Source organism: Mycobacterium pseudokansasii (assembly GCF_900566075.1).
In the GTDB taxonomy this organism is placed as follows: Bacteria; Actinomycetota; Actinomycetes; order Mycobacteriales; family Mycobacteriaceae; genus Mycobacterium; species Mycobacterium pseudokansasii.
Genome location: NZ_UPHU01000001.1, coordinates 2,519,858 through 2,542,027, shown reverse-complemented (window position 1 = coordinate 2,542,027; position 22,170 = coordinate 2,519,858). Strand labels below are relative to the sequence as shown.

Annotated in this window: 17 protein-coding genes and 2 pseudogenes; 7 read left to right on the top strand and 12 right to left on the bottom strand. The window is 68.1% G+C overall.

The window, feature by feature from the left end:
* Positions 1 to 5: 5 nt before the first annotated feature.
* The 5 genes from EET10_RS11695 to EET10_RS11675 form a co-directional block, all read right to left on the bottom strand.
* The gene (locus tag EET10_RS11695; protein ID WP_081260777.1) at positions 6 to 821 is read right to left on the bottom strand and encodes a shikimate dehydrogenase; all 816 of its coding nucleotides are present in this window, start codon (positions 819 to 821) and stop codon (positions 6 to 8) included.
* On the bottom strand, positions 799 to 2,046 hold the full coding sequence (gene mltG / locus EET10_RS11690; protein WP_036401234.1) for an endolytic transglycosylase MltG: 1,248 nt from the start codon (positions 2,044 to 2,046) through the stop codon (positions 799 to 801). The genes EET10_RS11695 and mltG overlap by 23 nt, the downstream gene beginning before the upstream one ends.
* Complete coding sequence (gene ruvX / locus EET10_RS11685; RefSeq protein ID WP_036401236.1) at positions 2,039 to 2,551, bottom strand: Holliday junction resolvase RuvX; 513 nt, start codon at positions 2,549 to 2,551, stop codon at positions 2,039 to 2,041. Before ruvX ends, mltG begins: the two co-directional genes overlap by 8 nt.
* Positions 2,552 to 5,257 carry an alanine--tRNA ligase gene (gene alaS / locus EET10_RS11680; protein WP_099188281.1) on the bottom strand — a complete coding sequence of 902 codons (2,706 nt, stop codon included), beginning with the start codon at positions 5,255 to 5,257 and terminating at the stop codon, positions 2,552 to 2,554.
* A gap of 94 nt (positions 5,258 to 5,351) precedes the next feature.
* Positions 5,352 to 5,741, bottom strand: coding sequence for a secondary thiamine-phosphate synthase enzyme YjbQ (locus EET10_RS11675; RefSeq protein ID WP_099185116.1), 390 nt, complete (start codon positions 5,739 to 5,741; stop codon positions 5,352 to 5,354).
* 171 nt (positions 5,742 to 5,912) lie between these two features.
* Here EET10_RS11675 and EET10_RS11670 point away from each other — a divergent pair, with 171 nt between their 5' ends.
* Entirely contained in the window at positions 5,913 to 6,536 is a 624-nt protein-coding gene (locus EET10_RS11670; RefSeq protein WP_036401241.1) for a hypothetical protein, read from the top strand.
* Between the two features lie 310 nt (positions 6,537 to 6,846).
* On the opposite strand, the pseudogene EET10_RS11665 reads toward EET10_RS11670, so the two are convergent.
* Together EET10_RS11665 and EET10_RS11660 are read right to left on the bottom strand one after the other, a co-directional pair.
* A pseudogene (locus tag EET10_RS11665) lies at positions 6,847 to 7,179 on the bottom strand (hypothetical protein); the annotation flags it as partial.
* Positions 7,176 to 8,516 (bottom strand): replication-associated recombination protein A, encoded by a 1,341-nt coding sequence (locus EET10_RS11660; protein WP_036401243.1) that lies wholly within the window; start codon positions 8,514 to 8,516, stop codon positions 7,176 to 7,178. The gene EET10_RS11660 and the pseudogene EET10_RS11665, both read right to left, overlap by 4 nt.
* A gap of 177 nt (positions 8,517 to 8,693) precedes the next feature.
* Here EET10_RS11660 and EET10_RS11655 point away from each other — a divergent pair, with 177 nt between their 5' ends.
* Positions 8,694 to 9,794, top strand: a complete 1,101-nt coding sequence (locus EET10_RS11655) for a hypothetical protein (RefSeq protein ID WP_063468272.1) — start codon at positions 8,694 to 8,696, stop codon at positions 9,792 to 9,794.
* 74 nt (positions 9,795 to 9,868) lie between these two features.
* Entirely contained in the window at positions 9,869 to 12,511 is a 2,643-nt protein-coding gene (locus EET10_RS11650) for a circularly permuted type 2 ATP-grasp protein (RefSeq protein ID WP_036401247.1), read from the top strand.
* A 21-nt stretch (positions 12,512 to 12,532) separates the two neighbouring features.
* On the opposite strand, the gene EET10_RS11645 is transcribed toward EET10_RS11650, so the two are convergent.
* The 4 genes from EET10_RS11645 to aspS form a co-directional block, all read right to left on the bottom strand.
* Positions 12,533 to 13,555: a zinc-binding metallopeptidase family protein gene (locus EET10_RS11645; protein WP_036401479.1), complete on the bottom strand. Its 1,023-nt coding sequence runs from the start codon at positions 13,553 to 13,555 to the stop codon at positions 12,533 to 12,535.
* The gene (locus EET10_RS11640; protein WP_167480258.1) at positions 13,548 to 14,507 is read right to left on the bottom strand and encodes a transglutaminase family protein; all 960 of its coding nucleotides are present in this window, start codon (positions 14,505 to 14,507) and stop codon (positions 13,548 to 13,550) included. The genes EET10_RS11645 and EET10_RS11640 overlap by 8 nt, the downstream gene beginning before the upstream one ends.
* 119 nt (positions 14,508 to 14,626) lie before the next feature.
* Positions 14,627 to 15,682: an FUSC family protein gene (locus EET10_RS11635; protein WP_036401251.1), complete on the bottom strand. Its 1,056-nt coding sequence runs from the start codon at positions 15,680 to 15,682 to the stop codon at positions 14,627 to 14,629.
* Between the two features lie 55 nt (positions 15,683 to 15,737).
* A complete protein-coding gene (aspS, locus tag EET10_RS11630; RefSeq protein WP_099188279.1) occupies positions 15,738 to 17,528 on the bottom strand; it encodes an aspartate--tRNA ligase in 1,791 nt (596 codons plus the stop codon).
* Between the two features lie 67 nt (positions 17,529 to 17,595).
* Here aspS and EET10_RS11625 point away from each other — a divergent pair, with 67 nt between their 5' ends.
* Together EET10_RS11625 and EET10_RS11620 are read left to right on the top strand one after the other, a co-directional pair.
* On the top strand, positions 17,596 to 18,483 hold the full coding sequence (locus EET10_RS11625; RefSeq protein WP_218028505.1) for an oxidoreductase: 888 nt from the start codon (positions 17,596 to 17,598) through the stop codon (positions 18,481 to 18,483).
* 216 nt (positions 18,484 to 18,699) lie between these two features.
* Positions 18,700 to 18,903, top strand: a complete 204-nt coding sequence (locus EET10_RS11620; protein ID WP_036401253.1) for a hypothetical protein — start codon at positions 18,700 to 18,702, stop codon at positions 18,901 to 18,903.
* A 30-nt stretch (positions 18,904 to 18,933) separates the two neighbouring features.
* Here the strand turns inward: EET10_RS11620 and EET10_RS29600 are convergent.
* A pseudogene (locus EET10_RS29600) lies at positions 18,934 to 20,271 on the bottom strand (PE family protein).
* Between the two features lie 452 nt (positions 20,272 to 20,723).
* On the opposite strand from EET10_RS29600, the gene EET10_RS11600 reads away from it, so the two are divergent.
* Together EET10_RS11600 and ypfJ are read left to right on the top strand one after the other, a co-directional pair.
* The gene (locus EET10_RS11600; protein ID WP_036401257.1) at positions 20,724 to 21,239 is read left to right on the top strand and encodes an SRPBCC family protein; all 516 of its coding nucleotides are present in this window, start codon (positions 20,724 to 20,726) and stop codon (positions 21,237 to 21,239) included.
* Positions 21,240 to 21,281: 42 nt separating this feature from the next.
* Positions 21,282 to 22,166, top strand: a complete 885-nt coding sequence (gene ypfJ, locus EET10_RS11595) for a KPN_02809 family neutral zinc metallopeptidase (protein WP_036401260.1) — start codon at positions 21,282 to 21,284, stop codon at positions 22,164 to 22,166.
* Positions 22,167 to 22,170 lie beyond the last annotated feature (4 nt).

Genomic DNA, 22,170 nt, shown 5'->3' with positions numbered 1-22,170 from the left:
CCACGCTAATCCAGCTCCGCCATTGCGCAAGTCATCGCCTCACGGGGCGCGGGCATCCCGGTGAATTGCTCCACCTGAGTGAACGCCTGATGCAGCAGCATCTGCAGTCCACTGATCGCCCGGCCGCCGGCGTCCGTCACCGCAGCGGCCAGCGGTGTGGGCCACGGGTGATAGATCGCGTCCAGCAACACCGGGACACCGGCAAACGCCGGGGCGTAGCGCGCCGCCACGTCCGCCGGCAGCGTGCTGACCAGCACCGTCGCGGCGGCGACCGCGTCGGCCAAGCCGGCGTCGTCGAGGGCGCAGAACCGGCTCGTCACGCCGGCCCGCGTTCCCAGGTCGACCAAACGGGCCGCCTTCCCGGGATTGCGTGCCACCACGGTGATGCCGGTGATGCCGAGTTGGGCCAGCCCGACGACCGCGGCCGGCGCGGTGCCGCCGGACCCCAGCACCACCGCGTCTCCCGATGCCGCACCGAGAGCGCCGGTCACCCCGTCGATGTCGGTGTTGTCGGCGCGCCAGCCGCGGGGGGTGCGCACCAGCGTGTTGGCCGAACCAACCTGCTCGGCCCGGGCGGTTCGCTCGTCGGCGAACCGCAGGGCGGCGAACTTGCCCGGCATGGTCACCGATACGCCGACCCACTCCGGCCCGAAGCCGCCGACCACGGCCGGCAGTTGTTCGGCGGTGCACTCGATGCGCTCATAGGTCCAGTCGTGCAGGCCCAGCGCGCGGTAGGCGGCCAGGTGCAGCTGCGGGGACCGGGAGTGGGCGATCGGGGAGCCCAGGACCCCGGCTTTTCTAGCGGGTGCTGTCGAGGACACCGTTGTGTTTAGCCAGCTCGATGTTGGCCAGATGCTGCTGATAATCCCGGGTGAACAGCGTCGTGCCCTGAGAGTCGATGGTGACGAAATACAGCCAGTCCCCGGGCGCCGGATGTTCGGCCGCGTGCAGCGCGTCCACCCCGGGCGAGCAGATCGCGGTCGCCGGCAGCCCCTCGGCCATGTAGGTGTTCCACGGTGTGCGCAGCGCGCGGTCGGCGTCGCTGGTGGCCACTTCCCGGCGATCCAGCGAGTAGTTCACGGTGGAGTCGAACTCCAGCGTGCGGTGTTCGTGCAGGCGGTTGTAGATGACCTGCGCTACCTTCGGGAAATCCTGGACGCTGGATTCCTGCTGCACCAGCGACGCCACCACCAGGATGTCGTAGGGTGACAGGCCCAGCGACGTGGCGGTGTCCACCAAACCCGCCTTGGCGTATTCCACGGCGCCCGCGCTGATCAGCGACGACAGGATGGCGCCCGCCGAGGCCGACGGATCGATATTGAAGGTGCCCGGCGCGATGAGCCCCTCGATGCGGCGATGGTCATCGCCGAGCTCGATCACCGGCTCAACCGCCCACGCCGGCACCGAGAGCATCGCCGGGGTGTTCTTGCTTGCCGCGGCGCGCAGGTCGGCCACCGCTACACAGTGCTTGTTCCCGTCAAGGTCCACACACGTCGCCCGCGAGATCAACGTGAGGATTCCGGGCGTCACCACGTTGGTCTTCATGTCTGTGGTGTCGTCGAGCTGACGTCCTTCCGGGATGACCAGCCTGCCCACCCTGCTCTTCGGGTCGGCCAGCCGGGCGACCGCGTTGGCTGCCGGGATCTCGGTGCGCATCCGGTAGTAGCCGGGCTGAATCGACGAAATAGCCTCGTTGCCGTGCGCGGCGTCGACGAAGGCCCGAACCGTTTTCACCACGCCGTGCTTGTACAGCGTCTCCCCGACCGCCGTGGTCGAGTCACCCGCCTCGATCTGAATCACGAGGTCGTGCCTGCCGGGTCCGGTGTAGTCGTTACCGGCGCCCAGCATCAGGTGCCAGAGCTTGCCGCCGAACACAACGGCCGTCACCACGACCGCGACCAGCAGGGTGAACGCCAATCCGCCCAGGATGCGCCGCCGTCTTCTGCGGCTGTGGCTGCGCTTGCGCCGGTCGACTCTGCTCATCCGGTGCCGGTGCGGCCCGACCGCCACCGGCTCGGCCCGCTGACGGTCGACGTCCTCAGCCATCGGCCACGTTCCCGGTTGCCGGTGCGGGCGCTGTACTGCGGCGCTGATCCAGCCACGCCTGCAGGATGGCCACCGCAGCGGCCTGGTCGATCACCGCACGTTGGTCTTTGGCCCGGATGCCCGCCTGTCGCAGTGATCGCTGCGCGCTGACGGTGGTCAGCCGCTCGTCGGCAAGCCTCACCGGTGTCGGGGCAATGCGCTGCGCCAGCGCATCGGCCAGGTCGATCGCGTCCTTGGCCGCGGGGCCGATGCGGTCGGCCAGCGTGCGCGGCAGTCCGACCACCACCTCGACGGCCTGCAGTTCGACGGCCAGCGCAACCAGCCGGCGCAGGTGCTTGCCGGAGCGGTCGCGGCGCACTGTTTCCACGGGAGTGGCCAAGATGCCGTCGGGGTCGCTGCAGGCCACGCCGATCCGCACACTCCCCACATCAATACCGAGGCGTCGTCCCGGTCCGGGGTCTGAGTCGCCGGGCCGGTCGGGCTGGCGTTGAAGTGGGGCGCTCACTCAACCGACCCGCGCTATCGCGGCGATCTCGGAGCGGACCGCGTCGAGCGCGGCGTCGATGCCGGCCGGTTTCTTTCCGGAACCCTGCGCCAGGTCGGCCTTGCCGCCGCCGCGGCCGTCGACGGCCACGGCCAGCTGTTTGATCAGCTCGTTGGCGCGGATCCCCAGGTCTTGGGCGGCCGGATTGGCGGCGACGGCATAGGGCACGCTGTCGTTTGCGCCTTCGGCGACCAGCGCGATCACCGCCGGATCGCTACCCAGCCGGCCGCGGATATCGCCTACCAGGGAACGCAAATCGGCCGATGTTATGCCGCCCGACATGCGCTGTGCCACCACCCGGACGACACCGATGCGTTCGGCTCCGGCGGCGGCGTTGACCGCAGCTGCCCGCGCATTCGCCAGCCGGACGCGTTCCAGCTCCTTCTCGGCGGCCTTGAGCCGATCCACCAGGGTGGCCACCCGCGCGGGGACTTCGTCGGAGGGCACCTTCAGCGACGAAGCGAGCCCCGCCATCAGGGCGCGCTCCTTGGCCAGGTGACGGAAGGAGTCCAGCCCGACGTAGGCCTCCACCCGGCGCACCCCGGACCCGATCGACGATTCGCCCAAGATGGTCACCGGCCCGATCTGCGCCGAGCTGTCGACGTGGGTGCCTCCGCACAGCTCCAGCGAGAACGGCCCACCGATTTCGACGACCCGGACTTCGTCGGGGTAGCTTTCGCCGAAGAGCGCCATCGCACCCATCGCCTTGGCTTTTTCGAGCTGCTCGGTGAAGGTGTGCACTTCGAAATCGGCCTGCACCGCTTCGTTGGTCACCTCTTCAATTTGGGTCCGCTGGTCTTCGGTGAGCGGCCCCTGCCAGTTGAAATCGAACCGCAAGTAGCCCGGTCGGTTCAGCGAGCCGGCCTGAACCGCGTTGGGCCCCAGCACTTGCCGCAACGCAGCGTGCACCATGTGGGTCCCCGAGTGACCTTGCGTGGCGCCTCTGCGCCAGCCCGGGTCCACCGCGGCGATAACGGTGTCGCCCTCGACGAATTCTCCGGACTCGACGTTGATCCGGTGCACCCAAAGGGTTTTGGCGATCTTCTGCACGTCGGTGACCGCCGCTCGGGCGCTGCCGCCCGATCCGGTTCCGCTGATGGTTCCCTCGTCGGCGATCTGTCCGCCCGACTCGGCGTACAGGGGGGTGCGGTCCAAGACCAATTCCACCCGATCTGCGTCCACAGCGTCGCCGTGAGCCACCACAGGCACCCGCTTGCCGTCGACGAAGATACCCAGGATTCGTGCTTCCGAGGCGAGTTCGTCGAACCCGGTGAATTCGGTGGGTCCGGCGTCGACCATTTCCCGATAGGCGGTGAGGTCGGTGTGCGCGTGTTTGCGCGCGGCGGCGTCGGCCTTGGCTCGGCGGCGCTGCTCTGCCATCAACTCGCGGAAGCCGCTCTCGTCGACCGTCAGCCCGGATTCGGCTGCCATCTCCAGGGTGAGCTCGATCGGGAAGCCGTAGGTGTCGTGCAAAGTGAAGGCGTCCGAACCGGAAACCACCGTGGCGCCCTTGGCTTTGGTGCTGCCGGCGACCTCGTCGAAAAGCCTGGAACCCGACGCCAGCGTGCGATTGAACGCCGTCTCCTCGGCGACGGCGATGCGGTTGATCCGGTCGAAGTCGCTGACCAACTCGGGATACGACGGACCCATCGCGTCGCGCACGGTGGCCATCAGGTCGCCGACGATCGGGGTGTCGATGTTCAGCAGCTTGGCCGACCGGATGACGCGGCGCAGCAGCCGGCGCAACACGTAGCCGCGGCCGTCGTTGCCGGGGCTGACGCCGTCGCCGATCAGGATCGCTGCGGTGCGGCTGTGGTCGGCGATGATGCGGTACCGCACGTCGTCGGCGTGGTTTCCGGCGTCGTAGGGGCGCGGCGCCCGGGCGGCTACCAAGTCGATGACCGGTCGCAGGAGGTCGGTCTCGTAGACGTTGTGCACGTCTTGCAGAACCAGCGCGACCCGCTCGACCCCCATGCCGGTGTCGATGTTCTTGCGGGGCAGCGGGCCCAGGATCTCGTAGTCCTCTTTGGTGGTACCCTCGCCGCGCTCGTTCTGCATGAAGACGAGGTTCCACACCTCGAGGTAACGGTCTTCGTTGACGACGGGCCCGCCTTCGGGGCCGTAGTCGGGGCCACGGTCGTAGTAGATCTCCGACGACGGCCCGCACGGCCCGGGAATGCCCATGGACCAGTAGTTGTCGGCCATGCCGCGGCGCTGGATCCGCTCGGGCGGCAGACCGGCGACTTCCTGCCACAGGCCGGCGGCCTCGTCGTCATCGAGATAGACTGTGGCCCAAAGTCTTTCGGGGTCCAGCCCGTACCCGCCGGCGGCGACGCCGTTGGTCAGCAGCGACCAGGCCAGTTCGATTGCCCCGCGCTTGAAGTAGTCGCCGAACGAGAAATTGCCGGCCATCTGGAAGAAGGTGTTGTGCCGGGTGGTGATGCCCACCTCGTCGATGTCGGGCGTGCGGATGCACTTCTGGATGCTGGTTGCTGTCGCGTACGGCGGTGTGCGCTGTCCCAGGAAGTAGGGCACGAATTGGACCATGCCGGCGTTGACGAACAACAGGTTGGGGTCGTCGAGGATCACCGATGCGCTTGGCACCTCGGTGTGGCCGGCCTTCACGAAATGATCGAGGAATCGTTTCCTGATCTCGTGTGTCTGCACTGTGGTCGCTTCCCTAAGTTTCCTCGGTCAGTTTCAATACCAGCCTATTCGCCGGTCTATTAGACGGCTTTCCAAAGAACGCATTGTGCCCGGCTTAGCCTTCCACGAAACTCAAACGCACCGAGCGCCGCGGATTGTCCCGGTTCAAGTCGACCAGAACGACGCTTTGCCAGGTGCCCAGCAGCGGCTCGCCGCCCGAGACCGGCACCGTCACCGACGGGGCGACCAGGGCCGGGAGCACGTGGTCGGCGCCGTGTCCGGGAGAGCCATGCGCGTGCCGATAACGGTCGTCGCGCGGCAGCAGTCTTTCCAGGGTGTCGACCAGGTCATGGTCAGAGCCGGCGCCGGTCTCGATGATCGCGACCCCGGCCGTCGCATGCGGGACGAACACGTTACACAGACCGTCACCGTGGGATGCGCAGAAGCCGCGCACCGCGTCGGTGAGATCGACAATGCGGCGACGCGCGGTGTCAACGTCGAGCACATCGGTATCCACTCGCCTAGCCTACCGGGACGGATTTCGCCGCCCGACGATCCAAGTGCCGATCCAGGAGCGGCCCAAGAATTTGTTGCCACGGCTGTTCGGTAGGAGGAAGGTATTCGGTGAGACCGGTGGCGCCACCGGGGCGCCGCCCCGACATAGGAGGGGCCGATCGTGTACGCACGCTCAACCACCATCCAGGCACAACCCTTGTCGGTCGACATTGGAATCGCGCACGTTCGCGATGTCGTGATGCCTGCTCTGCAGGCGATCAACGGATATGTCGGGCTGTCGCTACTGGTAGACCGGCAGACCGGCACATGCATCGCCACCAGCGCCTGGGAGACCCTGGAGGCAATGCGCGCCAGCGCCGAGCGGGTCGCACCCGTCCGGGATCGGGCCGCGATGATGTTCTCCGGCAACGCGCGGGTCGAGGAATGGAATATCGCCATGCTGCACCGCGACCACCGCTCGCATCCCGGGGCATGCGTGCGGGCCACCTGGCTCAAGGTGGTACCGGATCAGATCGAGCGATCGCTGGACTTCTACGGCATGCATGTGTTGCCCGAAATGGAGGGCCTGGACGGGTTCTGCAGCGCCAGCCTGATGGTTGACCATCCCGCATGCCGGCGCGCGGTGTCATGCACCACGTTCGACACCCTGGATGCAATGGCCCGTAACCGCGACCAGGCAACCGAGTTGCGCAGCAGGCGGGTACGCGAATTGGGCGCCGAGGTGCTCGACGTGGCCGAGTTCGAGCTGGCGATCGCACACTTGCGTGTGCCTGAGCTGGTCTAACCGCCGAAGATCGCGGCGCTCGGCGTCGACCGTGCACTGACGGCGTCGAGCGTGCACTCACGGCGTCGACCGTGCACTCACGGCGTCGAGCGTGCACTCACGGCGTCGACCGTGCACTCACGGCGTCGAGCGTGTACCCGTGGCGAACAAACGGCCCACCGGCCGCCGTGGCTACCCACTGGAAACCCTGGGCGCACACTCGACGCCCGCTACGCATACTCGACGCCGGTAAACCGTGACGCCGGTAAACCGTTGGGTACGACCGCGACTGATCAGCACCGCGCTCGCGGAGGCCACAGCCGCGCCGACAGGGCAGGGCGTCGCCCGGAAACCCTCGGCAAGGGTGCACCTCGTAAGTGAACATTCCCGCGGCAACACCCGGGTCTTCATTCATGATCACCGTGGTGTCGTCAACCGTCGCCGCGAACACCCCGATGCCGCAGACGTCGGACCCGTCGGCGATCGGCAGGACCACCGCGAGCACGCCGTCGTCGCGCAGTCCGAAGTTGCGGCGCCCATGCTCCCAGACAATGGCCGGTGCGGCCTCGTCACCGAACTTCGGTCCCTGCTTGAGGATGACGACGCTGTAGGGCCTGGCGTTGGGCAGCAGCTCCCGCATCTCGTCGTCGGTGAAGGTTCTCACGCCCGTCCCCGCTTCTTGCGGATGATCGCCCGTAGCCGGTCCAGCCGGCCGGCCATGTCCCGTTCTCCGCCGCGACCGGTGGGCCGATAGTAGTTCACGCCCACCAGGTCGTCCGGCGGATACTGTTGAGCCACAACACCATCCGGGTCGTCGTGGGAGTACTTGTAACCCTGCGCGTTGCCCAGCGCGGCGGCACCGGAGTAGTGCCCGTCGCGCAGATGAGCCGGGACCAGGCCGGCTTTGCCCGCCTTGATGTCGGCCATCGCCGCGGCCAGGGCCGTGGTGACCGCGTTGGACTTCGGCGCAGTGGCCAGATGAATCGTGGCGTGGGCCAACGTCAGCTGGGCCTCCGGCATGCCGATCAGCGCCACGGTCTGGGCGGCGGCGACCGCGGTGTGCAGCGCGGTCGGGTCGGCCATGCCGATGTCCTCGCTGGCCAGAATCATCAGCCGCCGCGCGATGAACCGGGGGTCCTCACCGGCGACGAGCATGCGGGCCAGATAGTGCAGTGCGGCGTCGACGTCGGAGCCACGCACCGACTTGATGAAGGCACTGACGACGTCGTAGTGCTGGTCACCGTCGCGGTCGTAGCGGACCGCGGCCCGGTCCAAGGATTGCTCGATCGCCTCGACGGTGACCTGCTCGGCGACTTCAGCAGCCACCTCCAGCGCAGTCAGCGCCCGGCGGGCATCCCCGGCGGCCAATTGCACCAGCAGCTCGACGGCCTCGGGCGTCACCGCGACGCGCCCGCCGAACCCGCGCGGATCCTCGATCGCGCGCCGCACGACGATCCGAATGTCCTCGGGGGTCAGTGTCCTCAGCTGCAGGATCAACGACCGCGACAGCAGCGGGGCCACCACCGCGAAGGATGGATTCTCGGTAGTCGCGGCGACCAACAACACCACCCGGTTCTCGACCGCCGACAGCAGCGCGTCCTGCTGGGTCTTGGAAAACCGGTGCACCTCGTCGATGAACAGCACCGTCTGCTGGCCGGCAAGAAGCCCCCGCCGTGCCTCGTCGATGACGGCCCGGACGTCTTTGACACCGGCCGACAACGCCGACAGGGCTTCAAACCGGCGTCCGGTGGCCTGTGAGACCAGCGCTGCCAGCGTCGTCTTGCCGCTTCCGGGCGGACCGTAGAGGATCACCGACGCCGCGCCCGACCCCTCGACCAGCCGGCGCAGCGGCGACCCCACCGCCAGCAGGTGGTCCTGCCCGACCACTTCATCGAGCGACGCCGGGCGCATCCGCACCGCCAGCGGCGCTCCGGCTGACACGTCGAGGCCGGGACCGGGCGGCTTCGATGAGCCGGGCAGGTCGAACAGACCGTCGGACACGCTTCAGACATACCACGCGAGCCCTGAGGGGGCCGAGGCGTCGCACGCGCCGGGGTCGCCACCCGAAAAAGGAGCACCACCAATCCGCGCGCCTCCGGCCCACATTTGCTAAGTTCCGGTTTGCTAATTCCACGCGCATACCAGGCGAGAGCGAACGACCAGCCACTTAGGACAGCGATGAGCCAGCCGCCAGAACACCCAGGCACTCCGGCCGACCCCCAGGGCGCCGATCACAGCACCGCGGGCTACCCGCCGCCTCCCCCGCCGCCGGGTTACGGGACCACGCCTCCGCCGCCGGGTTACGGTGCGCCGCCGCCTCCCCCGCCCGGTTACGGCGCACCTCCACCCGGTTATGGCGCACCGCCTCCCCCGCCACCCGGTTACGGGCCGCCGCCGGGCGGCTACTCGGCTCCCGGCTACAGCGCCCCGCCCCCGCCTCCCGGCTATGGCCCGCCGGGAGCTCCTGCGCCGGGCTACCCGCCTCAGCCGGGTTTCGGCGGACAGCCGAAGTCGGGCTTCAACGTGGGCGAAGCGATCAGTTGGGCGTGGAACAAGTTCACCAAGAACGTCGCGGCGCTGGTCGTGCCGCTGGTCATCTACGGGCTGACGATGGCCGCGGTGATCGGTATCCCGCTGGCGATTGCTTTTGCGACGTCACAGACCACGACCACCACCGTCGTGGAGTACGACTACAGCTACCACACCACGTCCGCAGAATTTTCCGCGCTCGGCTGGATCGTGACGATCATCGGCTACATCGCCGTGTTCTTCGTGGTGGCCTACATGCATGCCGGCCTGCTCACCGGCTGCCTCGACATTGCCGACGGCAAGCCGGTCACTATCGGAACGTTCTTCAAGCCGCGCAATGTGGGCGCCGTCGTGCTCACCTCGCTGCTGCTGGTCATTGCGGCGATGGTGCTGTCGTGCACCATCATCGGGCCGCTGGTCTTGGGCTTCTTCGCCCAATTCGCAATTGCGTTCGTCGTCGACAGATCACTGTCGCCGATCGAGTCGATCAAGGCCAGCATCGCCACCGTTCGCGGCGAACTCGGCAACAGCGCGCTGTCGTGGCTGGTGCAGTACGCGGCCGTGCTGGTCGGTGAGCTCGCATGCTTCGTCGGCATGCTCGTCGGCGTTCCGGTCGCCGCGCTGGTCCAGGTCTACACCTACCGCAAGCTGACCGGTGGCCAGGTGGTCGCAATCGAACAGGCTGCGCCCCCCGGCGCTTTTCCGCCGGGACCGCCACCGGGACCGCCACCGGGGCAGCAGTACGCATAAGCCCAGCCGGAACCAGCGGGTTCGGCGCAGCGAACGCTGTGTAGGCGAGGGCAGTCCCTGATGTTGCGGCAGCAATGGCCTCCGCCGACGTGACGTGGGGAACGGGTCGAGCAGTGGCCGATGCCGACCACCTCCTGGACGGTTACCGCACCGCGCGAGCCCAGCAAGCTCTCTTCGACCTGCGTGACGGTCCGGGAACCGGTTACGACGAGTTCGTCGATGCCGACGGCAAGGTGCGACCGGCCTGGACGGAGCTGGCCGACGCCGTCGCCGAGCGCGGTAGAGCGGGACTCGACCGGCTGCGCGCGGTCGTGCACAGCCTGATCGACCACGACGGCATCAGCTACACCGGGACCGATTCCACGCGCGACGAGCACAGCGCCCACGGCCTGGAACCCGGACCCTGGCGACTGGACGCGCTGCCGCTGGTGGTGTCAGCCGAAGACTGGGCCGTCCTGGAGGCCGGCCTGGTGCAGCGGTCACGCCTGCTCGATGCCGTGCTGTCGGACCTTTACGGCGCCCGCAGCCTGCTCACCGAGGGGGTATTGCCCGCCGAGTTGGTATTCGCCCACCCCGGTTATGTGCGCCCGGCCAACGGGATCACGGTGCCGGGGCACCAACTTTTCCTGCACGCCTGCGACCTCAGCCGGATGCCTGACGGCAGCTATCAGGTCAACGCCGACTGGACGCAGGCGCCCTCGGGGGCAGGTTATGCGCTGGCCGATCGGCGGGTGATCGCCCATGCGATCCCGGACCTGTACGAAAGGATCGCGCCGCGACCCACCACACCGTTTGCCCAAGCGCTGCGGCTGGCGTTGATCGACGCGGCTCCCGACGTCGCCCAGGACCCGGTGGTGGTGGTGCTCAGCCCCGGCATCTATTCGGAGACGGCCTTCGATCAGGCGTATCTGGCGACGCTGCTGGGTTTCCCGCTGGTGGAAAGTGCGGACCTGGTGGTGCGCGACGGCAAACTGTGGATGCGCTCGCTGGGCACGCTCAAACGCGTCGACGTGGTGTTGCGCCGCGTCGACGCAGACTACGCCGACCCGCTGGATCTGCGCGCCGATTCCCGGCTCGGCGTGGTCGGTTTGGTGGAGGCCCAGCACCGCGGAACGGTGACCGTGGTCAACACACTGGGCAGCGGCATCCTGGAAAGCCCTGGGCTGCTGCGGTTTCTGCCCGAGCTGGCCCGGCGCCTACTGGGCGAAGAACCACTGCTGCCGACCGCTGCTGTCTACTGGGGCGGCATCGTCAGTGAACGCTCGCATCTGCTGGCCAATCTGTCGTCACTGCTAATCAGATCCACTATCGGCAGGAAAACTGTTGCGGGGCCGACACTTTCGTCTCGGCAGGTGTCGGATTTGGCGGCGCGGATCGAGGCGATGCCGTGGCAGTGGGTCGGCCAGGAGTTGCCGGCGTTCCCCTCGGCGCCCACCGACCACGCCGGGGTGTTGACCTCGGCCGGCGTCGGGATGCGGTTGTTCACGGTCGCCCAACGCGGCGGCTATGCGCCGATGATCGGCGGGCTGGGCTACGTTCTGGCGCCAGGCCCGGCCGCCTATATACTGAAATCCGTTGCGGCAAAGGATGTCTGGGTGCGCCCCACGGAGCGGGCGATTGCCGAGGCGGTGACGGTGACGACCTTGCCGCCGGCGCTCAAGACCGGTGCGGGCACCCGCGCGGTCAGTTCTCCGCGGGTGCTGTCGGACCTGTTCTGGATGGGACGCTACGGCGAACGCGCCGAGAACATGGCCCGGTTGCTGATCGTGGCCCGCGAGCGCTACCACGTCTTCCGTCACCAGCAGCACACCGAGGAAAGCGAATGCGTGCCGGTGCTGATGGCCGCACTCGGTAAGGTCACCGGAACCGACACCGGAGCCGCTCACGACCACGCCGAGATGATCGCCGTCGCCCCCTCGATGCTGTGGTCGATGACCGTGGACCTGGAGCGGTCCGGCTCCCTGGTCCAGTCGGTGGAAGGGCTGGCCCTGTGCGCCCGGGCGGTGCGCGACCAGCTGTCCAACGACACCTGGATGGTGCTGGCCGGCGTCGAGCGCGCCGTCGCGTTGCGGTCGGACCCGCCGCAGTCACTCGCCGAGGCCGACGCCCTGCTCGCCGAGGCTCAGGCGCATACCCTGGCCGGGATGTTGACGCTGGCCGGGGTGGCCGCCGAGTCGATGGTGCGCGACGCGGGCTGGACGATGATGGACATCGGCAAGCGGATCGAGCGTGGCCTGTGGCTGACCGCACTGTTGGCGGACACGCTGACCGCGGTTCGTGGTGTGGCCGCCGAACAAACCATCATCGAGTCGACGCTGGAGGCTTGTGAGTCCTCGGTCAGCTACCGGCGCCGTACCGTGGGCAAGGTCAGCGTCGCCGCGGTGACCGACCTGATGCTGTTCGACCCGCAGAACCCGCGCTCGCTGGTGTATCAGCTGGAGCGGCTGCGGGCCGACCTCAAGGACCTTCCCGGCTCGTCGGGGTCGTCGCGTCCCGAGCGGATGGTGGACGAGATCAACACTCGATTGCGCCGCTCGGATCCTGCCGAGCTGGAGGACGTCGTCGACGGACGCCGGATGGAGCTGGCCGACCTGCTGACCGCAATACATGCCGCGCTGCGCGACGTCGCCGACGTGATCACCGCGACACAGTTGACGCTGCCCGGGGGCATGCAGCCGCTGTGGGGGCCCGAGGAACGGCGCACGATGCCGGCCTAACCCGGCCCGGCCACGCAGATCTCAGGCCACCCGGTCGATGACCGTGTGGATGAACTGCATCTTCGCCAAAACCGCCGCCGGCAGCACAAAGGGGTACAGGTCGTCGCGGCCCATCGACCGGTTCACCATGTTCAGCGACCACGACAACGGCAGCCACATGTCGATGATCGCGGGAAAAGCGCTGGGCCCCAACGCCGGCCGGTCGAAGGTTGCCGACGCCGGCGCGAAACCACACCACGCCGCGGTGTCCAGGGTGTCGCGGATATGCAGGTAGTGTGCGAACGTCTCGGCCCAATCCTCGGCCGGATGCATGGTCGCATACGACGACACGTAGCTGTCCTGCCAACCCGGTGGCGCGCCGTCGCGGTAATGCCGGTCCAGCGCCTGCTGGTAGTCGGCATCCGGGTTGCCGAACAACTCGGTGAAGCGCGCCCGGTGGTCGCCGGAGTGGTCGATCAGCCGGTAGAAGTAGTAGTGCCCGATCTCGTGACGGAAGTGGCCGAGCAGGGTCCGGTACGGCTCATCCATCTCCACCCGCAGCTGTTCGCGGTGGACGTCGTCGCCCTCGGCGAGGTCCAGGGTGATGACGCCGTCGGCGTGCCCGGTGATCACCTGCTCGTGCGCACTGGACAACAGCCGGAATGCCAGCCCGTAGTCCGGATCCTCGTCGCGTCCGACGATCGGCAGTTTCAGCTCGTGCAGCTCGGCGATCAGTCGCCGTTTGGCCGCCTCGGCTCGGGCGAACCCGGCCAGACCCACGGTGTCGGCGTCGTTGGGGCGCTCCACCGTCAGCGCGCACGACGCGCACAGCCCATTGGGGTGGTTCACCGAAACCAGCCAATTGCACTGGGCCAGATGAAGATTGGCGCACAGTTGATATTCGTCGGCGGGCACCGCTCCGGCGTGCCCGGTTGCGCCGCGCTCGGCGATCACCAGCAGCGCCATCTGGTCGAGAGAAAAGCCCAGCGCGCTGCCGCAGGACAGGCATACCGAGTTCTCGAAGCTCAGGCGCTGGCCGCAGCTGGGACAGTGGAAGTCACGCATCGAACGCGTCACCGCCGAAGGGCACGACGTCCACCCCGACGTCGATCACGCTGTGCTCGGAGTTTGTGTAGATGATGCCGCGCAGCGGCGGGACGTCCGCGTAATCACGGCCACGGCCGACCACGATGTAACGCTCGTCGATGAGTTGGTCGTTGGTGGGATCCAGGCCCAGCCATTCGAACTGGCCGGGCGGTCGGGGGGTCCACACCGATGCCCAGGCGTGGGTGGCGTCGGTGCCGATCATCCGGTCCTTTCCCGGCGGCGGGTCGGTGGCCAGATACCCGGACACATAACAGGCCGCCAACCCGTTGGCTCGCAGACAGGCGATCGCCAGCCTGGCAAAGTCTTGGCATACCCCTTCCCGGGCGGCCAGCACCTCGTCGACCTTGGTGGATACGGTGGTCGACCCGGAGCGGTAGGTGAAGTCGGTATAGATCCGCGTCGTCAGGTCGCGCAGTACCTCGACCAACGGGCGGCCCGGCACGAAGCTGGTAGCCGCGTACTTTCGCACCTCGTCGGTGATCTCCGGCGGGTCCAAGTCCAGCGCGAAGTCGACTGCTAGCGCACCACGCGGCGCACCCGGCCGGGCGGCCTCCCACGGCTGCAGCGCCGGACCGCTGGTATAGAGCCCGGAAGCCGGCGGCGCCACGTCGACGATGGAATCGCCGGTGATCGTCAGGGTCCGGTGCGGTTTGGTGACATGGAAATAGGAGCTGATATTGCCGTAGGTGTCCCGGCTGGTGGAGCTGTCGGCGGGGGCGGGATCGATGGTCAGCCGGTGTGCGACACAGCGCTGGCGCGGCGAGCTGCGCGGGGTGAGAAATCCGCGGCCGTAGGAGCTGGTCACCACATCGGAGTAGCGGTATTCGGTGCGGTGCGTGACTCGATAACGCTTGACGGCCGGCGAGTCGAACCGCGCGTCAGAAGGCCCATCAAACGGCAGGGACAACAGCTCACTCCTGACTTCTCGACGCCCAACCCACGGCCGCCACCCCGGCCGCGGGACGAATCCCGCACCACGGGCACCCTATCGCCGAACACATCACGTCGTCCCGAAGGAGCTGGCAGACCTTACGTTCGCGGGCTGGGGAGGTCGATCAGCTCCTGTAAGTCGTCGGCGCAGGCGCAGACGATGTCGGCCAGCACCACCTGATTCTTGTCGCGGGCCCCCGCTTCCAGTTCCCATGCGCGGTCTCTGGCCGCGGTCGCGTGTGCGCTGGCCGCCGCGGGTTGGTCGTCGGCAACGGCCATGCCGGCGGCGAGCTCGGTCAGGGCGATGTGCAGTGGACGCGGGACGTGCCCCTGGTGAAGCCGGGTGACCGCACGAGATAGCTGCAGCACGCCGCTGACCAGCATCGCCAATCGCGCCGACTGTTGTTCGATGCCGAGCAAGGTGTTGCGCGCAGTCCAGCGGCGCGGAGCCCTGCTGGCCACGACCGCGGTGGTGCGAGCTTCGGCCAGCCTGCTGAGCTGGTCATGTAGCCGGTCGAAGGCTGACATCGGCCAGTCCGAAGCGGCCCTGGAAGGATCTTCCAGCACGTCGGCCACCTCGACCAGCGTCTCGCGCAATGCCGCCAACACATCGGCGCGGGCATCGCACAGGATCTGCACCGGTTCGGGCGGAAACAACAGCACGGCGAACACCAGTGCCAACCCGCCGCCGATGACGGCGTCGAACAGACGCTCGGCCACTACACCGGCGGTATCGGCGAATATCAGCACCAGCACCGACGACACCGCGGTCTGGTTGACGAACATCAGGCCCTGGGCAATGAAGCCGCGTCCGCTCAGCACCGCGACACAAAGCGCGACGAAGACCGCCACCGCCATGGTGGTCGGTCCGGTGCCCAGAAGCGCGTGTACCCCGGCTCCCAGCACGATCCCCAGAGCCACCCCGATGATCATCTGCGCAGCGCGTCGGGCCCGCAGAACGTTGGTCGCCGACATGCACACCACGGCCGAGATCGGTGCGAAGAACGGCTGCCGGTGGTGCAGCACGTCATGGGTCAGATACCAGGCCAGGCCGGCGGCCACCGAGGTCTGGGTGATCGGCCACACAACGGCACGCAGCCGCTGCACTGCCGCTGGGCCGCCGTCAGCCACCAGGGCAAGCCGCGAAGTCCTCATCAGGCTTACTTACCGCAGAACGGGATGCGCCGTGCACCCTCCCAGGGCGTGTCTCCTAGGCCCGGTCAACCGGTTTGGGCTTGGCGTCGATTCCGGACTCCTTGCGCTGCTGGGCGGTGATCGGCGCGGGCGCGTTGGTCAGCGGGTCGACGCCGCCGCCGGTCTTGGGGAACGCGATCACCTCACGGATCGAGTCCGCCCCGGCCAGCAGCGCCGTGATCCGGTCCCAGCCGAACGCGATCCCGCCGTGCGGCGGGGCGCCAAACATAAAGGCCTCCAACAGGAAACCGAACTTCTCTGCCGCCTCCGCCTTGTCCAGACCCATCACCGCGAACACTCGCTCCTGAATGTCGCGACGGTGGATACGGACCGAGCCGCCGCCGATCTCGTGGCCGTTGCAGACGATGTCGTAGGCGTCGGCCAGCACGCTTCCCGGATCGGATTCGATGCGGTCCTCGAACTCCGGCTTGGGCCCGGTGAACGCGTGGTGCACCGCCGTCCACGCCCCCGAGCCGACCGCGACGTCACCGGCGGCCGTGGCCTCGTCGGCGGGCTCGAACAGTGGCGGGTCGACCACCCAGACAAACGCCCAGGCATCGGGATCGATGAGGCCGAGGCGATGCGCGATCTCGCTGCGCGCCGCCCCCAGCAACGCCCGCGACGGCTTCGCCGGACCCGCCGAGAAGAAGATGCAGTCACCCGGTGCGGCCCCGACGTGTGCGGCCAGACCATCGCGTTCGGCATCGGTGAGGTTCTTGGCCACCGGACCGCCCAGGGCGCCGTCCTCGCCGACCAGGACGTAGGCCAGCCCGCGGTGTCCGCGCTGCTTGGCCCACTCCTGCCAGCCGTCCAGCGTGCGCCGTGGCTGCGTCGCTCCGCCGGGCATCACCACGGCGCCGACATAGGGCGCCTGGAAGACGCGAAATGTGGTGTCTGTGAAGAACTCCGTGCATTCGACGAGCTCGCAGCCGAACCGCATGTCGGGTTTGTCGGAGCCGAAGCGCCGCATGGCCTCGGCGTAGCCGATCCGCGGGATAGGCGTCGGAATCCGGTAGCCGATCAACTCCCACAGCGCGGTAAGGATCTCTTCGGAGATCGCGATGATGTCTTCGGCATCAACGAAACTCAGCTCCATGTCGAGCTGGGTGAATTCGGGCTGGCGGTCGGCGCGGAAGTCCTCGTCCCGGTAGCAGCGGGCGATCTGGTAGTAGCGCTCCATCCCGGCCACCATCAGCAACTGTTTGAACAGCTGCGGGCTCTGCGGCAATGCGTAGAACGAGCCGGGGTGCAACCGGGCCGGCACCAGGAAGTCGCGCGCCCCTTCCGGGGTGGAGCGGGTGATCGTCGGGGTCTCGATCTCGACGAAGTCATGGCGCGCCAGCACGTCACGGGCTGCGGCGTTGACCTTGGAGCGCAACCGGATTGCCGCTGCCGGGCCGTCGCGGCGCAGGTCGAGGTAGCGGTACTTCAACCGCAGCTCCTCCCCCGCGGGCTCGTCGAGCTGGAACGGCAGCGGCGCGCATTCGCCGAGTACCGTCAGGGCGGTGGCGTTGACCTCGACGTCGCCGGTGGCGATCTCGGGGTTGGCGTTGCCTTCCGGGCGGATCTCGACGACGCCGGAGACCGTCACGCAGAATTCCGCGCGCAGCCGGTGCGCCTGGGCCAGCACGTGGGGGTCGCGGAAGACGACCTGCGCCACGCCGGAGGCATCGCGCAGATCGATGAAGATGACACCGCCGTGGTCGCGGCGCCGAGCCACCCAGCCGGCCAACGTCACCCGCTGCCCGGCGTCGCGATCCCGTAGTGAACCAGCGCCGTGGCTGCGCAGCACAAGACTCCCTTTCATGCGGTCGGAATGACTGCCCAGTCTAAGGTCCGGCCCGCAGTCCCGATGAACCCGGTACTTTTGGCTCATCGCACCCAACATCGCTGTGATCGGCCCCGGCGCCGTCGGCACGACGGTGGCCGCGCTGCTGCACGCGGCCGGCCACCGGGTGCTGCTGTGCGGCCACACCCCCCGGGGAGGTATCGAACTGCGGCCCGACGGCGCGGACCCCATCGTGGTACCCGGTCCGGTCCACACCGACCCGGCCGAGATCGGCGGCCCGGTCGAGGTGGTGATCCTGACGGTCAAAGCCACGCAGAACTCCGACGCACGCGGCTGGCTGTCCCGGCTGTGCGACCAGCGCACCGTGGTGGCCGTCCTGCAGAACGGGGTGGAACAGGTCGAGCAGGTGCAGCCGCACTGCCCGTCGTCGACCGTCGTCGCGGGCAGCGTATGGTTTTCCGCCGAAACTCAGCCGGAGGGCTGGGTGCGGTTGCGCGGCGAGGCCGCACTGGTTCTGCCGACCGGGCCGGCGGCGGAAGCCTTGGCCGAGCTGCTGCGCGGCGCGGGCGCCCGGGTGGACTGCGATCCCGATTTCACCACCGTGCTGTGGCGCAAGCTGGTGCTCAACGCGCTGGCCGGATTGATGGCACTGTCGGGGCGACGGTCCGGAATGTTCCGCCGCGACGACGTCGCTGCGTTGTCGCGCCGCTACGTCGCCGAATGCCTGACGGTGGCGCGCGCCGAGGGTGCCCGGCTCGGCGAAGACGCAGTCGAGGAGATGGTGAATCTGTTCCGGTCGGCCCCCGAGGACATGGGCACCTCGATCCTTGCCGACCGGGAAGCTCGTCGGCGCCTGGAATGGGACCTGCGCAACGGCGTGATCGTCCGCAAGGCCCGCGCCCACGGCCTGGCGACCCCGATCAGCGACGTCGTGGTGCCGCTGTTGGCAGCGGCCAGCGACGGCCCGGGCTGACCGCTCGGCAGTGGGCCACCGTGAAGGCGCATCGCCGTAGCCTGACGACCTGGGGCAATAAGCTTCGTTTATCGTCCGAGTCAAACAAGCGATCGTCGCATCGCAGTGCACGCTGGTACAGACGGGTGGGTTTCGGGCACCATCGAAGCTCAATGACATCGTGCCGACGGTGGCGAAGGCAAGCACTGACATCAGCAACTCGAACAGGAGTTCCACATGACGGATCGCAAGATCGGACTCAAGCCGGTCGGCGCCGGGATCGCCATTGCCGCCATGGGCGTCGCGGCCGGTGCTGTCCTCGGGCACGACGAGGGCGGCCGCACACCCGCGATAACGCACGAGGTCTTGTTTCAAGAGACACACGCCTCGATCCACTCGGCGTGCTTCTTCGCGTTTGTCGCCGACAACATCCCCGACTAGGGCAGGTGGCAGTATTCGCCGCTAGGCAAGCTACGGCGATCCGTTCCGTCCCGGTGTGCCGAGCGAGCCGGCGCTGCCGCCTTTGCCGCCGCTTCCACCGTTGACGCCGTTGCCGCCGTTGCCGCCATTGCCGTAGACGGACGGGGCGAACATGCCGTTGGCCGCTATTCCGGCGTTGCCGCCGTTGCCGCCGTTAGCAGCACCGACGCCGCTACCCGCGTCACCGCCGTTGCCACCCGAGCCGATGATGCCGCCGCCGTCGGCACCGGCGCCGCCATCGCCGCCGGTACCGGTGGGAGCCGCGCCGCCATGTCCGCCGGCCCCGCCCCACCCGATCCCAGCCCCCGTCGCAAAGCCCCCGTTGCCGCCATTTCCGCCGGTGCCGCCGGTTCCGGTGGCGGCCCCACCATCCCCGCCGGCGCCGCCGCTGTACAAGCCCCAGAGCGCGGTGATGCTACTGCCATTGCCACCCGCCCCGCCGATGCCACCGGTCCCGGTGGCGATTCCACCATCCCCGCCGGCGCCACCGTGAAACAGGCCAAACCCAAGGAAGTCCGCGGCCAAGGTGAGACCGCCGCCACCGCCGGTTCCCGTGGTTGCGGCGCCGCCGGCGCCGCCGGCCCCGCCGATGGCGATGAGTGCACCGCCGCCGCCGGCCCCCCCGGCCCCGCCGTTACCGGATCCGCTCGCGACCCCGCCAGGGCCGCCGTTGCCACCAAAGCCTAAGAACAGCGCGTTACCACCTGAGCCACCGGCGCCGCCGCCGGTCCCGCCGGCCCCACCAGCACCGCCGTTACCCCACAGCCACCCTCCGGTACCGCCTCTGCCGCCCGACGCGCCGGTACCTCCGACGCCGCCAGCCCCGCCGTTGCCGAGCAATCCGGCGGCCCCGCCGGCACCCCCGGCCTGCCCGGGGGCACCGGAGCCGCCGTTGCCGCCGTTGCCCAACAGATAACCACCAGGCCCACCGGGTTCCCCTGTTCCCGGGGCCCCGTTGGTGCCATTACCGATCAAGGGGCGGCCCGCGATGGTAGGGCCATTGATCGCGCCAAGCAGGAATTACTCCAGGGTCTGCAACGGCGAAACATTTGCTGCCTCAGCGGCCGCGTACGCGTTCCCGGCATCTGTCAGCGCCCGCACGAACTAGCCCTGCACTGCGGCTACCTGAGCGCTCAGCGCCTGGTACTGCTGGGCGTAGCTGGAAAATACCGCCGCAATTGCCTGCGACACCTCGTCAGCAGCGGCGGCCACCAACCCGCTTGTCGGGACCGCGGCCGCGGCATTGGCCGCGGTCAGCCCCGAGCCGATATCCGCGAGGTCCGCTGCCGCCAGCGCTACCATGTCCGGCGTCGCAATGACAAACGACATCTGGCACCTTCGTCAATCCGCGTGATCTGACTGTCATCGGCATGCATAACCAGCCAGCAGAAGGTATGCTCCGGCGACGCTGTCTGGGGCCATCTCCCGGATATGCGCGGGATTGTTCTCAAAGCTGGTGCGGCCCGGGCCTTCGCAAGGCTGGGCGATTGCCGGCGTTACAGCCGCCGAAGGCGCCGAAATTTGGTCGTTGAACACAACCCCAGCCATCCGGCGCCGACGACGTGTCACAACGCGTTTCCACAATCTGAATGCGGGGAAGGCTCCGCAGATTTCGCAGATCTCATCGAGCTGGAGATGCGCTGGCGCTCCGACCCGGACGTCACGCCTTGTAAGAGTGTTCGCGGCCCGCCTGGTCGCCGGGTAGCGAAGTCCGCCACTTCACGGCACGCGAAGTCGGCGGGTTAACCGGACGGCTTTATGTCGGCTTAATGTCTGTAGTCATGTTTCCCTGCGAGCGTGTCGAGTTGACCTTTCTCGACCCGGATTCCGGTGAGGCGCCATACCTGTTCCGCAGCAGCGTCGACCTGGCCATCACCCCCGAGCAATTGTTCGAGGTGCTCGCCGACGCGGACGCCTGGCCGCGCTGGGCATCGGCGATCAAGAAGGTGACCTGGACCAGTCCGCAGCCCTATCACGTCGGCACCACCCGCACCGTCGACATGCACGGGGGCATGGAGGCCAATGAGGAATTTCTGGTCTGGGAACCGGTACACCGCATGGCATTTCGGTTCAATGAATGCTCGACCCAAGCGGTCGCCGCATTTGCCGAGGATTACCGGGTCGAGGTTATCCCCGATGGCTGCCGGCTCACCTGGACCATGGCGCAAAAGCCCGCCGGCCCGGCGGTCCTGGGCATGTTCGTGTTCCGGCCGCTGCTAAACCTGGCGCTGCGCCGGTTCCTGGCCAACCTGCGCAGATACACCGACGCGCGGTTCGCCACCGGGAACCAGGGTTAGGCTGGTTCGACCCGGTAGGCGGTCCGGATTGGGGAGCGCGCGATGACCTTCAACGAGGGTATGCAGATCGACACCAGCACCGCGTCGTCGTCGGGCGGTTTTCCCGGCGGGCGGATGGCCATCGGCGGCGGCATCGGCGGGCTGCTGATCGTGGTGGTCGCCCTGTTCCTTGGCGTCGACCCCGGCGGCATCATGAGCCAGCAGCCCGTTGACAATCGCGAGGCCGTGGCACCCGGCTTCGACCTGAGCCGGTGCAAGACCGGCGCCGACGCCAACAAGTACGTGCAGTGCCGGGTGGTGGCGACCGGCAACTCCCTGGACGCGGTATGGAAGCAGCTGATGCCCAACCGCTACACCCGCCCGCATCTGCGGCTGTTCAGCGGTCAGGTCAGCACCGGTTGCGGCCCGGCCAGCAGCGACGTCGGCCCGTTCTACTGCCCGGTGGACAAGACCGCGTACTTCGACACCGACTTCTTCCAGGTACTGGTCACCCAATTCGGTTCCAGCGGTGGGCCTTTCGCCGAAGAATATGTGGTGGCTCACGAATACGGCCATCACGTGCAAAACCTGCTGAGCGTGCTGGGCCGCGCCCAGCAAGGCGCGCAGGGCGCCGGCGGCAACGGGGTGCGCACCGAGTTGCAGGCCGACTGCTATGCCGGCGTCTGGGCGTACTACGCGTCGACCGTCAAACAGCAGAGCACCGGAGTTCCGTACCTGCAGCCGTTGAGCGACAAGGACATTCAAGACGCACTCTCGGCCGCGGCGTCGGTCGGCGATGACCGCATCCAGCAGCAGGTAAACGGACGCACCAACCCCGAGACATGGACACACGGCTCGTCGGCGCAGCGGCAGAAGTGGTTCACCATCGGCTATCAGACCGGCGACCCCAACAAGTGCGACACCTTCACCACCACCGACCTGGGATAGAGCC